At 60.2% G+C, this 12,198-nt stretch carries 11 protein-coding genes and 1 tRNA gene; 8 read left to right on the forward strand and 4 right to left on the reverse strand.

The genetic code is table 11. The annotated features are described in order from the left end of the window. Positions 1 to 16: 16 nt before the first annotated feature. On the reverse strand, positions 17 to 880 hold the full coding sequence (locus BM194_RS18185) for a YicC/YloC family endoribonuclease (protein ID WP_092849815.1): 864 nt from the start codon (positions 878 to 880) through the stop codon (positions 17 to 19). Positions 881 to 1,084: 204 nt separating this feature from the next. Between BM194_RS18185 and rph the strand changes: the two genes are divergently transcribed. Further along, complete coding sequence (gene rph, locus BM194_RS18190) at positions 1,085 to 1,822, forward strand: ribonuclease PH (protein ID WP_092849816.1); 738 nt, start codon at positions 1,085 to 1,087, stop codon at positions 1,820 to 1,822. Between the two features lie 99 nt (positions 1,823 to 1,921). On the opposite strand, the gene BM194_RS18195 is transcribed toward rph, so the two are convergent. Further along, a complete protein-coding gene (locus BM194_RS18195; protein WP_092849818.1) occupies positions 1,922 to 2,689 on the reverse strand; it encodes an exodeoxyribonuclease III in 768 nt (255 codons plus the stop codon). 104 nt (positions 2,690 to 2,793) lie between these two features. Here BM194_RS18195 and pyrE point away from each other — a divergent pair, with 104 nt between their 5' ends. The 4 genes from pyrE (at position 2,794) to rep (ending at position 6,677) form a co-directional block, all read left to right on the forward strand. Next, on the forward strand, positions 2,794 to 3,465 hold the full coding sequence (pyrE, locus tag BM194_RS18200; protein WP_092849820.1) for an orotate phosphoribosyltransferase: 672 nt from the start codon (positions 2,794 to 2,796) through the stop codon (positions 3,463 to 3,465). Positions 3,466 to 3,489: 24 nt separating this feature from the next. Then, positions 3,490 to 4,041 carry a YfaZ family outer membrane protein gene (locus BM194_RS18205; RefSeq protein ID WP_092849823.1) on the forward strand — a complete coding sequence of 184 codons (552 nt, stop codon included), beginning with the start codon at positions 3,490 to 3,492 and terminating at the stop codon, positions 4,039 to 4,041. A gap of 66 nt (positions 4,042 to 4,107) precedes the next feature. Continuing rightward, a complete protein-coding gene (trmL, locus tag BM194_RS18210) occupies positions 4,108 to 4,641 on the forward strand; it encodes a tRNA (uridine(34)/cytosine(34)/5-carboxymethylaminomethyluridine(34)-2'-O)-methyltransferase TrmL (protein WP_092849825.1) in 534 nt (177 codons plus the stop codon). A 5-nt stretch (positions 4,642 to 4,646) separates the two neighbouring features. Beyond that, the gene (rep, locus tag BM194_RS18215) at positions 4,647 to 6,677 is read left to right on the forward strand and encodes a DNA helicase Rep (protein WP_092849827.1); all 2,031 of its coding nucleotides are present in this window, start codon (positions 4,647 to 4,649) and stop codon (positions 6,675 to 6,677) included. Between the two features lie 81 nt (positions 6,678 to 6,758). Here the strand turns inward: rep and BM194_RS18220 are convergent, their stop codons facing one another. After that, positions 6,759 to 7,553, reverse strand: a complete 795-nt coding sequence (locus tag BM194_RS18220; RefSeq protein ID WP_340148088.1) for a c-type cytochrome — start codon at positions 7,551 to 7,553, stop codon at positions 6,759 to 6,761. A 237-nt stretch (positions 7,554 to 7,790) separates the two neighbouring features. On the opposite strand from BM194_RS18220, the gene BM194_RS18225 reads away from it, so the two are divergent. Next, positions 7,791 to 7,867 (forward strand) — tRNA-Arg (locus BM194_RS18225). Between the two features lie 975 nt (positions 7,868 to 8,842). After that, complete coding sequence (locus tag BM194_RS18235) at positions 8,843 to 9,544, forward strand: helix-turn-helix domain-containing protein (RefSeq protein WP_092849834.1); 702 nt, start codon at positions 8,843 to 8,845, stop codon at positions 9,542 to 9,544. Positions 9,545 to 9,705: 161 nt separating this feature from the next. Here BM194_RS18235 and BM194_RS18240 read toward each other — a convergent pair whose 3' ends face one another. Further along, complete coding sequence (locus tag BM194_RS18240) at positions 9,706 to 10,185, reverse strand: nucleoside deaminase (RefSeq protein WP_092849837.1); 480 nt, start codon at positions 10,183 to 10,185, stop codon at positions 9,706 to 9,708. Positions 10,186 to 10,400: 215 nt separating this feature from the next. On the opposite strand from BM194_RS18240, the gene BM194_RS18245 reads away from it, so the two are divergent. Then, complete coding sequence (locus tag BM194_RS18245) at positions 10,401 to 11,861, forward strand: aspartate ammonia-lyase (protein ID WP_092849839.1); 1,461 nt, start codon at positions 10,401 to 10,403, stop codon at positions 11,859 to 11,861. Positions 11,862 to 12,198: the final 337 nt, after the last annotated feature.

Genomic DNA, 12,198 nt, shown 5'->3' on the forward strand with positions numbered 1-12,198 from the left:
GGCTCAAGGGATAGCCTTATTCGATATTCTGGATCTGCTCGCGCATCTGCTCGATCAGCACTTTCAGCTCTACCGCACAGCGGGTGCTTTCGGCGACGACAGACTTGGACGACAGCGTGTTGGCCTCGCGGTTGAGTTCCTGCATCAGGAAATCGAGGCGGCGGCCGACCGGGCCTTTCTGCTTGAGCTGGCGCTCGACTTCGGTGACATGGGTCTCGAGGCGGTCGAGTTCTTCGTCGACGTCGGCCTTCTGGGCGAGCAGGGCGATCTCGGCTTCCAGGCGCTGGGGTTCGAGTTCAGCTTTGAGCGCTTCCAGGCGCTCGAGCAGTTGGCTGCGCTGACGGGTGAGGATATCCGGCAGCAGGGCGCGGACCTCGGCGACCTGGATGCGTACGCCGTCGAGGCGCTGGCGGATCAGCTCGGCCAGGCGTTCACCCTCGCGGGCACGGCCGGCGATCAGGTCGTCCAGCGCCACGTCGAACAGCGCCATGGCCTCGCGCTGGATGAGTTCCAGGTCGGTACCGTGGCTTTCCACCACGCCGGGGTGATCGAGCAGCTCCAGGGCGTTGGGCATGGCCGCATCGGGCAGTTCGGCGCGTACCTCGTGCAGGGCGCGGGCCAGCTCGGCCAGGCGCGTGCGGTTGACGCTCAGCGATTCGCCGCTGGCTGCCGGCTCGAAGCGCAGGTGGCATTCCACCTTGCCGCGTGCCAGGCGGTTGCGCAGTGCCTCGCGAAAGGCCGGTTCCAGATCGCGCAGGCTGTCGGGCAGGCGAAAGTGCGGTTCCAGGTAGCGCTGGTTCACCGAGCGCAGTTCCAGTTGCAGGCTGCCCCAGTCGGCGTCGCGGGTTTGCCGGGTAAAGGCGGTCATGCTGTGGGTCATGCAGTGTTCCTCGAACCGGGGCGCTGTCGCTCGCCGATCGTTCAGCCAACGCTTACGCTGAGAGAGCGCCCAATGATAAAAACTCCAGTGTAACGGATTTGTCGCCTGACGAGCGCCAGTGGTCGGCATGCCATGTTCGCCCGCGTGAGGGCGCCGGAGTGTGTAGAATGGCGCTCTTTCAATGAAGCGATTGCGAGAGGTGATATGCCCACGGACTTCAAGCGCCCCAGTGGCCGGCAGCCCGAACAACTGCGCGAGATTACGCTGACCCGCGAGTATACCCGCCATGCGGAAGGCTCTGTGCTGGTGGCGTTCGGCGACACCAAGGTGTTGTGCAATGCCAGTGTCGAGCCCGGTGTGCCGCGCTGGCTGCGTGGCAAGGGGCAGGGCTGGATCACCGCCGAGTACGGCATGTTGCCGCGTGCGACGCACACCCGTGGCGGTCGCGAGGCGACCCGCGGCAAGCAGGGCGGCCGTACCCTGGAAATCCAGCGTCTGATCGGCCGTTCGCTGCGCGCGGCGGTGGATCTCAAGAAGCTGGGCGAATTCACCATCACCGTCGATTGCGACGTGATCCAGGCCGATGGCGGCACGCGGACCGCGTCGATCACCGGCGGCTGCGTGGCGCTGGTCGACGCCATCCGCTACCTGCAGCGCAAGAAGCTGATCAAGACCGATCCTTTTCGGGAACTGGTCAGTTCGGTGTCGGTAGGTGTGTTCAAGCAGACGCCGGTGGTCGACCTGGATTATCCAGAGGACAGCGGCGCGGACACTGACATGAACGTGGTGATGACCGAGAGCGGCGGGCTGATCGAAGTGCAGGGCACCGCCGAGGCGCTGGCGTTCTCCCGATCCGAACTCGACGCGATGCTCGACCTGGCCGAGAAGGCCGGCGCGGAACTGTTCGCCCATCAGCGTGAGGCTCTGGGCCTGCGCGATTAAGGGCCTTGGCCTTCAGACACAGAAACGACAACGCCGGCTCGGGCCGGCGTTGTGCGTTGTGCGACGATGAACCTGATTCTTGTCGATCGAGGTTTGTCGTTATAGGTCGAGATCGTATTCGACGATCAGCGGTGCGTACTCGGAGAAGGTCGCTTCACGATCGATCCAGGCGTCGACCACATGGCGACGGAAATTGGGGCCGACGATCTGGTAGTCGATGCGCCAGCCTTCCTGGCGGCTGCGCGGCACGTCCTGGTCGAGCTTCGGCCACCAGGTGTACTCCCCGGCGTCGCGATTGATCTCGCGGAAGGTATCGATGAAGCCGGTCGGGCCGAACATCTGGTCCATCCAGGCACGCTCTTCCGGCTTGAAGCCGGGCGTGGTCTGGTTGTCGGCCCAGTTGGCCAGGTCCACCGTCTTGTGAGCGATGTGCCAGGTGCCGCAGATGATGTACTCGCGGCGCTTGCGAGCCATCTTGCTCAGGTATTCCTGATACTGCGCCATGAAGCTCTGCTTGGCGGCGTAGTCGCTGCCGTCGGGCATCAGGAAGCTGGCGATGCTGAAACGGTCATAGTCGGCCTGCAGGAAGCGCGCTTCGTTGTCGCACTCCGGGAAGCCCAGGCCGTACATGATGGCCTTGGGAATCTTGCGGCAATACAGGCCGACGCCCGAGAAGTTGTCCTGCTCGGCATCGAGGAAGTAGCCCTCGTAGCCTTCGGGGTAGAGGATGCTATCGTCGAGGTCGAAGCTCTTGGCCTTCAGGTTCTGCACGCAGACGACGTCGGCATCCTGGTCGGCCAGCCAGTCGAGAAAGCCCCGCTCGACGGCTTCGCGAATCCCGTTAACATTGATGCTGGCGATTTTCATACATGGTCCCTTTTTCGTCGCGCGTGTATCATACCCGAGCTTTCGACGTTTGGGTAAATGGCCCTGACTAATAAATATGATAGGGAGGCTCTGTGGCCGGTCACATGCAAGCATATCAGCGTGAGTTCATCGAATTTGCCATCGAGCAGGGCGTGCTCAAGTTCGGCGAATTCACCCTGAAATCCGGTCGCGTGAGTCCCTATTTCTTCAATGCCGGCCTGTTCCGCAGTGGTGCTGCCCTGGCGCGCCTGGGACGCTTCTACGCCCGGGCGATCATCGACAGCGGCATCCAGGCCGACGTGCTGTTCGGTCCAGCCTATAAGGGAATCTCGCTGGCCGCGAGTACCGCCGTGGCGCTGGCCGATCAGCATGGCCGCGACATGCCCTTTGCCTTCAACCGCAAGGAGGCCAAGACGCACGGTGAAGGCGGCAATATCGTCGGTGCCGAACTCAAAGGCAAGGTGCTGATCATCGACGACGTGATCACCGCTGGGACCGCCATCGGCGAGGTCATGCAACTGATCGACGCTGCCGGGGCCCAGGCCGCCGGGGTAGTGATCGCGCTCGACCGCCAGGAGCGCGGCCAGGCTGGCGATGAGATCAAGCCCCAGAGCGCCATTCAGGAAGTCGAGGCCCGCTACGGCATGCCGGTGGTCAGTATCGTCACACTCGATCAGGTACTTGAGTACCTCGAGACCCAGGCTGGCGACGAACTCAAGCCCTACGCGCCGGCCATCCGCGATTATCGCGAACGTTATGGCGTTGCCAAGGCGTAGACGTACCCCAAGAGAATGTCCGTAATGAATGCAATCACCTTTCTGGCCGGTGTGGCCACCCTGGCCCTGACGACCTCAATGGCGCAGGCGTCTGGCCTGGACGTGAACATCAACAACGAGGCAGCCCGGTTTGCGGCCAGCGGCGAAGTTTCGCCGGGGATCGAACTGGGCGGCAGCCTGCTCAGCAGCGACGACAACGGTGGTCTCACGGCTGCCGGTATCCAACTGATGGGTACCGAATCCACCCGTACCTACGAAGTGGGTGCAGGGCCGCGCCTGAGCCACTATGACAGCGACCATGGCCAGGGCGGTGGCCTGGGGTTGGGCGGCTTCGGTTACGTTTATCTGCCCGCCGTGCCCAAGCTGTCGGTAGGTGGCTACGGTGTCTATACGCCGGGGGCACTGACCTACCAGGATTTCGATCATGGCTCGGAACTGGGTGCCCGGGCACGCTATCGCGTGGCGCATAACGTACAGGCCTATGTCGGCTATCGCCGGGTCGGGGCCGAGTTCGATGATGGTGATAACGAGACATTGGATAGCGGGCCGCTGGTCGGGGTGAACCTGCTGTTCTGATGCTTGTCCATTAGCCACTTCGATCGGGCCCCTGCCGGGGCCCGATTGCGTTTGACGGAGTCCGCCATGCTTGATGTCGTGCTGTACCAACCCGAAATCCCGCCCAATACCGGCAACCTGATTCGCCTGTGCGCCAACACCGGGTTTCGCCTGCACCTGATCGAGCCACTGGGCTTTACCCTCGACGACAAGCGCCTGCGGCGCGCCGGGCTCGACTATCACGAATGGGCACGGGTCACGGTGCATGCCGACTGGGCGAGCTTCGTACGCGATGTCGCGCCCGAGCGGGTCTTCGCCGTTTCCACCCGCGGACGGACCGGGTACCATGAGCCGGCGTATCGGCCTGGCGATGCGCTGGTGTTCGGTCCGGAAACCCGCGGCCTGCCACAGGCCATGCTCGATGCGCTGCCGCCCGAACAACGCCTGCGCATCCCCATGCTACCCGACAGCCGCAGCCTCAATCTTTCCAACGCCTGTGCCATCCTCGTTTTCGAAGCGTGGCGCCAATTGGGATTTGTTGGGGCCGGCCATCCGGGGGCAAGCCAGCCAGATGCTCAAGACGTGTCCACTCCCCTCGCCCCCAAGCCGGGCACTGAGTAACGCTTATGTCGATCCAGCAACGCCTCGCCAAGCTCAATCCGCGCCAGCAGGAAGCGGTGCGCTACATCGATGGCCCATGCCTGGTACTGGCCGGCGCCGGCTCGGGCAAGACCAGCGTGATCACCACCAAGATCGCCTACCTGGTTCAGGAATGCGGCATGAGCGCACGCAGGATTGCCGCGGTGACCTTCACCAACAAGGCGGCCCGCGAGATGAAGGAGCGCGTGGGCAGCATGCTCAAGGGCAAGGAAGGCCATGGCCTGACGGTATCGACCTTCCACACGTTGGGCCTGACCATCATTCGCGGCGAACTCAAGACGTTGGGCTACAAGGCGGGCTTCTCGCTGTTCGACCCCGAGGACGCCAAGGCGCTGCTGCGTGACCTGATGCAGAAAGATGCCCAGGTCGATGCCGACCAGATCAACCGCGTGCAGGGGCAGATCTCGACCTGGAAGAACGACTTGGTGCTGCCCGGCCAGGCGCTGTCGCATGCCGCCGATGAAGACGAGCAGTACGCGGCGCGTCTATATGAAGCCTACAACCGCCATCTCAAGGCCTACAATGCCGTCGACTTCGACGACCTGATCCTGCTGCCGGTGGTGCTCCTGCAGCGTGACCCCGAGGCGCTGGCGCGCTGGCGGCGCAAGTTCCATTACATGCTGGTCGACGAGTATCAGGACACCAACGTCAGCCAGTACCTGCTGGTACGCCTGCTGATGGCCGAGCGCGAGACTTTCACCGTGGTCGGCGACGACGACCAGTCGATCTACGCCTGGCGCGGCGCGCGGCCGGAAAACCTGGTTACCCTGGGCGAGGACTTTCCGCGCCTGCGGGTCATCAAGCTGGAGCAGAATTATCGTTCCACCGGGGTGATCCTGCGTGCCGCCAACACCCTGATCGCCAACAACCCGCACGTCTACGAGAAGACCCTATGGTCCGACATGGGGCCGGGCGATCCGATTCGCATCGTCGTCAATCGTCACGAGGAAGCGGAGGCCGAGCGCGTGGCCAGCGAGATCCTTACCCGGCGTATCAAGGAGCGTGCCGAATGGCGTGACTTCGCGGTCCTCTACCGCGGCAACTTCCAGGCTCGGCTGCTCGAACTCAAGCTGCAGCACTATCAGATTCCCTACAAGCTGTCCGGTGGCACCTCGTTCTTCTCACGTAACGAGATCAAGGACGCGATGGCCTACCTGCGCCTGTTGATCAACCCGGGCGACGACAATGCCTTTCTGCGCATCGTCAACGTGCCGCGCCGCGAGATCGGTCCGGGCACGCTGGAAAAGCTCGCCAACTACGCCACCGAGCGCAGCATCTCGATGTTCGCGGCCTGTCATGAGCTGGGCCTGGAACAAGTATTGCCGACCCGCGCCGTGGAACGCCTCTCGCGCTTCACTCACTTCGTCGACGGAGTGCGCAAGCGCATGGATCAGGGCGATGCCATCGCCGCCATCCGCGAGATGATGCGCGACATGGACTACGAAGCCTGGCTGCACCAGAACGCCAGTGCCCCGACCGTAGCCGAGCGGCGCATGGCCAATGTCTGGACGCTGATCGATCAACTCGAGAAATCGATGGAGCGGGAGGAGGGCGAGGAGACCGATGATGTGCAATCGGCCATTTCACGGCTGGTGCTGCGCGATATCCTTGAGCAGCAGGCCGAGGAGGACGATTCCGACCGTGTGCAATTGCTGACCATGCATGCCTCCAAGGGCTTGGAGTTCCCGCATGTGTACCTGATGGGGCTGGAAGAGGAGTTGTTGCCGCACCGCAACTCCATCGAAGCTGGCACGGTGGAGGAGGAGCGCCGCCTGGCTTACGTGGGAATCACCCGCGCCCGCCAGACGCTGACGCTGACCCTGGCGCGCCAGCGCAAGGCTTATGGCGAGCTGATGGACTGCGTGCCCAGCCGTTTCCTCGACGAACTTCCAGCGGAAGATCTCGAATGGGAAGGGCGTGCCGACAAGGAAGATCCCGACAAGAAACAGGCGCGCGGCAAGGATGCCATCGCCGGGCTACGTTCGCTGCTCGGTTGAGCCGAGCGAGAGCCCGGCCATGCAATGCAAACGGGGCGCCAGAGGCGCCCCGTTGTGCTGAAAGGCTGAACGCGCCGGACGTTACTGCACGCTAGAGACCAGGTGATCGACCGCTGCCTGAACTTCAGCGTCGGACAGGCCGGGGTTGCCTCCCTTGGGCGGCATGGCATTGAAGCCATTGATAGCATGGTCGTAGAGCGTTTCCATGCCCTTCTCCAGGCGCGGCGCCCAGGCTGTATCGTCGCCCAGCTTGGGTGCGCCGGCAGCGCCTGTGTCGTGGCAGGCCATGCAGATCTGGCCATAGATGGCTGCTCCGTCGATGTCGCTGGCGCCACCGGATGCGGCGGCGACCTGCTGTTCGCCTTCGGCCGGGGCCGCGCCTGCCTGCGCAGCGGGTGCAGCTTCGCCTTCACTGTCACCCGTATCGATAGCGACATCCTCACCACGAACCGGCTCGGTCAGGTAATTGACGGCATCCTTCACTTCACGATCGGTCAGGTTGGGGTTGCCGCCCTTGGCCGGCATGGCATTGAAGCCGTTGATGGCATGGTCATAGAGGGTATCCATGCCTTTCTCGAGGCGCGAGGTCCAGTCGGCGGCTTCGCCGCGCACCGGTGCACCGGCGGCGCCAGTGGCATGACAGGCGGCACATACGCTGGTATAGACATCCTCGCCGGACTGACCACCGCCAGAGGGGCTGGCCTGGGCAACCGCCGCCGCGCCACACTCGTCGCCCTGCAAGCAGAGCTGGCCGACCGGCTTGAGTCGTTCGGCGATGGCTTCACGGGACATGTCGCCTTCTTGTGCCGAGGCCGTCATACCGGCAACCAGACCCAGGGCGGCCAGAGCCCCCATGAACAGTTTCTTGTATGTCACTCTTACCACCTCGCACGGTCCTGTCATCGATATTCTTCTCTTGGCCCGAAGGCGCCGACAGTATAACGACAACCCACAAAGCAAGAAAATGCGACAAACCGCGCCATTCAAGGGCTTGGCCTTGGCGCCAAGACCCTGACTCCGCATGGCGACTGGACAGCGGGAGTGGTTAGCGAGTACGATAATGCGCGTTGCCTGCGCGGTCATGTCGCAGGCGGGCCGGTTTGCCGGCAGTGTCCGCCCTTAGCTCAGCTGGATAGAGCGTTGCCCTCCGGAGGCAAAGGTCATAGGTTCGAATCCTATAGGGCGGGCCAGTCATATCAAGGGCTTGCGAGCAATCGCTGGCCCTTTTTAATGCGCGCTCATCTGACTGTAACCACATACGCTGTAGATTCAAGCCCGTCGGCAGCCTGGAAAAACAATGGCGCCTAGCCAAACGCTACGGCGTGAAGAAGCAGGTAATAGTTGACCTGCTAAGCCCGCATCTTGCTGCCTGCCTCGAGCGTCGTTGTTAACGGCGCCATCACGAAGTGGCGATCCCACTGGCGCTAATTATCGACGAGTCTTGCCGTGAACGACACTGGCCTAGGAGGGGAAAGCATAAATTACGGCTGAGTTCCGCTTTGCTGCCGACTGCCTGGTTGGTGAAGTATGGCTATACAACATGATTATGATTTAACTATTTATCGGCGTATGTCTGACTTACTCAGGTTGAATAAACTTTCAATTAAAACGCCTGTTCGTAATGTCAAAAATAAATACTCCCACAAACGTGTTTTTAACGAACTTGAAATGAACCTTCTGTTATTTTGCGGCTTGATGAATAGAAGGCAGGAGGCCTTTGCATGTTCAACCGTTCACGGAAAGTCACTTGTCCCCATTGCCAAGGCGATAACTTTTGGAAAGGGGATCCTGCTCCAACCGATCAGCTGGTATGCCGGTACTGCCAGTCCGTCGTGACTACCTATGATGATTACATTCATGCTTTTATCCGCTTAGAAGCGGCACGCATGCTGGCCCAATTCATGGAAACGGATTCCGAATGTGACTTGGCCATGCTCAAGTACGCGCTTTCCCAACAGGATTCTATCGGGCCTCGGCATGTGTCGAGGTCTTGCGAGAAAATGCAAGCTAATTAAATAGTTCACTTCACATGTATGACAACCTTGTTTGATCGAGTAGTCATTGGCATGAAATGGTTTAATTTAATTAACGCCTATTTTTTGTGAAATCATTTTTCAGTTAAGAATAACTGCTTACGCTACGCTTTCTTGCAGGAATGTTTGAGAATGAGATTGATACATGCAGGGGCTGCCCCGCAAGCCAATCAGTACTCGATGCCGGAGGAAATCGATTTTCCGGCATCTGATGCACTCCGTAAGTCTTTTCGGAGGCTCCCCGCCTTCCGAAGAAAGCAGGAGCTTGTCAAACAGGGTGAAGCCTTTCATGGCTTGTATATCGTACGCTGTGGCATGTTGAAGCAGAGCTTTCGGGACAAGGGTGGTGGGTACCAGATCACCCATGTCTTTCTTCCCGGAGATGTCATTGGGCTAGATGCCATCGAGGACAGGCGGTACGTGGGCAAGGTCACGGTGTTGGAGACTGCTGGCCTATTGCATATTCCGTTTGATCGGCTCGAGAAGTTTCCAGGCGTTCAGACAGACCATCTACAGCTAGTTTGCTACTTGAGCCGAACCATGCAGCGAGAGCTGACTCGCATGTGGAACATGATGAGCCAACCGTCGGATGTGCGTCTGGCACGCTTCTTTCTGGCCATGTCTTCCAGTTTTCAAGCGCAGGGGTTTTCTCCTTCTTGCTTCAGGCTGCCGATGACGAGATGTGAGATAGCCAACTATTTGTACATGGCGGATGAAACGTTAAGCCGGCTGGTAGGGCGTTTTCAGAGAACCAACATCCTGGCGGCTCAAGGGCGGGAATTCTGTATCAAGGATATGGAGCGTTTGAAATCCATTGCCGAGGCAGCGGAGTAGCCCCAGGCAGCGTGGAAATCGTGTTTTGCAGGAGCCGCTCAAAACCTTGGTTGCTTGCGCCGATAGGCCGGCATTACAACAGTCATGCTCAAGTTACCGTAGTGGCTGTCATCTCGATGCCATTACGTTTCGATCGGCGCCTCGCTGCCAAGCGAGGCCATTCATCGCTGCTCATGCAATTGTTGGTGCAGCGCTTTTACCGTTTCGTCCAGTCCTGCTACCGGCCCTTCGACAGTCACGTTGGGAGCAATAGCCTGAATAGGCAGGGGATGTACCGGGGGTGGAGCGACTCCCCATCCTTGGAGCCAGGACACCAACTGTTCGGCGGAACTGACGTAGACAATGCGACCGAGCCCCACCCAGCCATGAGCAGCAGCGCACATGGGGCAGTGTTCACCGGAGGTATAAACGGTTGCCGCAGCACGCGCTTCTGGCGTCATGTTACTGGCTGCCCAGCGAGCCAGGGCCAGTTCGGGGTGCCGGGTCGGGTCGCCGCCAGCAATACGATTGCGATCTTCGGCCAGTATCGTGCCCTTTTCATCGACGAGGACGCTGCCGAACGGTTCGTCACCGGCCTCCAGCGCTTCCGTTGCCAACGCGATACAGCGTTTCAGATAGTGCATTTCGTCCTTAGTAATCATTTCGACGCCTTCCCTTCATTTGCTGCCAAGCGTGTTTCAGGCCGGCAATGTGTTCCGATACCAGTCATGTACCAAGTCAATCTTAGCGCCTCATACCGACCCTGCATGACTGAGTAAGTACTGGCATTAGTCACGTCGCCATGGGCAGGGTAGGGTTGCCGCGTTTTTGCTTATCTCTGTTTTTCTCTTTTGCCGTGTTGAGGCTGGATACCCGTATGACTGCATCTCGGACATTCAACGTGGGTGAGGATGAGTACCGCACCCGTGAAGAAAAGGACTTGTTAGGTACGCTTCATGTTCCTGCCCATGCCTATTACGGCATCCAGACCTTACGTGCCGTGAATAATTTCCATCTCAGTGGTGTGCCGCTTTCTCACTATCCTCGACTGGTGGTGGCACTGGCCATGGTCAAGCAGGCCGCTGCGGAAGCCAATCATCGCCTTGGGCATCTGGGCGAGGAGCGATTCGGCGCCATCCGTGAAGCCAGCCAGCGCATCATCGATGGCCAGTATCACGAGCAGTTCGTGGTCGACATGATCCAGGGCGGGGCCGGGACCTCCACCAACATGAACGCCAATGAGGTAATCGCCAACATCGGCCTGGAAATCCTCGGCCAGTCCAAGGGCGACTATTGGCATCTGCATCCCAATAACGATGTGAACATGTCGCAGTCGACCAATGATGCCTATCCGACGGCGATTCGTCTGGGACTGCTGTTGGGTCACGACGTCCTGCTCGACAGCCTCGATCAGTTGTGTGGTGCCTTTGCAGACAAGGGCCAGGCTTTTGCGGATGTACTCAAGATGGGGCGCACCCAACTGCAGGATGCCGTCCCGATGATTCTGGGGCAGGAGTTCCATGCCTTCGCGACCACACTCGGCGAGGACCTGGGGCATCTACGCAAGCAGGTTCCGCCTTTGCTTTGCGAGGTCAACCTGGGGGGGACGGCAATCGGCACCGGCATCAATGCGGACCCGAGCTACCAGCGCTTGGCCGTGGATGAACTGGCCAGGATCAGCGGGCAACCCCTGGTACCAGCCACGGACCTGATAGAAGCAACCTCCGATATGGGTGCGTTCGTACTCTTTTCGGGCATGCTCAAGCGCCTGGCGGTCAAGCTCTCGAAGATCTGCAACGACCTGCGGCTGCTTTCCAGTGGCCCCCGCACCGGGCTCAACGAGATCAACCTGCCGGCACGCCAGCCCGGCAGCTCGATCATGCCCGGCAAGGTGAACCCAGTGATTCCCGAAGCGGTCAACCAGGTGGCGTTCGAGGTCATCGGCAACGACCTGGCGCTGACCATGGCTGCCGAAGGCGGACAATTGCAGTTGAACGTCATGGAGCCGCTCATCGCCTACAAGATCTTCGATTCCATTCGGCTGCTCACGCGTGCCATGGACATGCTGCGTGAGCAGTGCATCGTCGGCATTACCGCCAACAAGGATCACTGCCTGGCCTTGGTGGAGGGGTCTATCGGGCTGGTCACTGCACTGAATCCCTATATCGGCTACGAGAATGCCACGCGAATTGCAAAGCAGGCTCTGCATAGCGGTAGGGGGGTGCTCGAACTCGTGCGCGAGGAAAGGCTACTGGACGAGGCGACACTGAACGATATTCTGCGTCCTGAAAACATGATTGCTCCGCGACAGACGCCACGCATCACGCCGGCTAAATGACAAGATAGGTATAACGGCGTTTAGCGAAGTGTGACCGCACCTCGCGGTGCGCTCCCTTGTGGTAGTAGTGGTAGCGAGAGGTACATATGTGAAGCAGCCCAACAACTCGACGGGCTGCTTTTGTTCTACAGTGGCCAAGCTGCCCTGTGGCTTAGTCGCAGGTTTCACCCCAAGCCTAAAGAAGCGCAATGAACCCGTTGCTTGATACTTTTCCAAAAAACTTCAAAGAAGGCTTGTCAGGCCCGATCGGGACGCGTAGAGTACGCATCCGCTGCTGACGACGGGCACACGTCGCTGGCGGTAAAGGTAGCGCAAGGCGCTGTTTTCGTTGGGGTTT

This window comes from Modicisalibacter xianhensis (assembly GCF_900113605.1).
GTDB classification, from domain to species: Bacteria; Pseudomonadota; Gammaproteobacteria; order Pseudomonadales; family Halomonadaceae; genus Modicisalibacter; species Modicisalibacter xianhensis.

Excerpts from the sequence above, each read along its gene's own strand:
- BM194_RS18235 (WP_092849834.1), top strand. The coding sequence starts at position 8,843 with ATGAGATTGATACATGCAGGGGCTGCCCCGCAAGCCAATCAGTACTCG.
- BM194_RS18245 (WP_092849839.1), top strand. The coding sequence starts at position 10,401 with ATGACTGCATCTCGGACATTCAACGTGGGTGAGGATGAGTACCGCACC.
- rph (WP_092849816.1), top strand. The coding sequence starts at position 1,085 with ATGCCCACGGACTTCAAGCGCCCCAGTGGCCGGCAGCCCGAACAACTG.
- trmL (WP_092849825.1), top strand. The coding sequence starts at position 4,108 with ATGCTTGATGTCGTGCTGTACCAACCCGAAATCCCGCCCAATACCGGC.
- BM194_RS18240 (WP_092849837.1), bottom strand. The coding sequence starts at position 10,185 with ATGATTACTAAGGACGAAATGCACTATCTGAAACGCTGTATCGCGTTG.
- BM194_RS18195 (WP_092849818.1), bottom strand. The coding sequence starts at position 2,689 with ATGAAAATCGCCAGCATCAATGTTAACGGGATTCGCGAAGCCGTCGAG.
- BM194_RS18185 (WP_092849815.1), bottom strand. The coding sequence starts at position 880 with ATGACCCACAGCATGACCGCCTTTACCCGGCAAACCCGCGACGCCGAC.
- BM194_RS18205 (WP_092849823.1), top strand. The coding sequence starts at position 3,490 with ATGAATGCAATCACCTTTCTGGCCGGTGTGGCCACCCTGGCCCTGACG.
- pyrE (WP_092849820.1), top strand. The coding sequence starts at position 2,794 with ATGCAAGCATATCAGCGTGAGTTCATCGAATTTGCCATCGAGCAGGGC.
- rep (WP_092849827.1), top strand. The coding sequence starts at position 4,647 with ATGTCGATCCAGCAACGCCTCGCCAAGCTCAATCCGCGCCAGCAGGAA.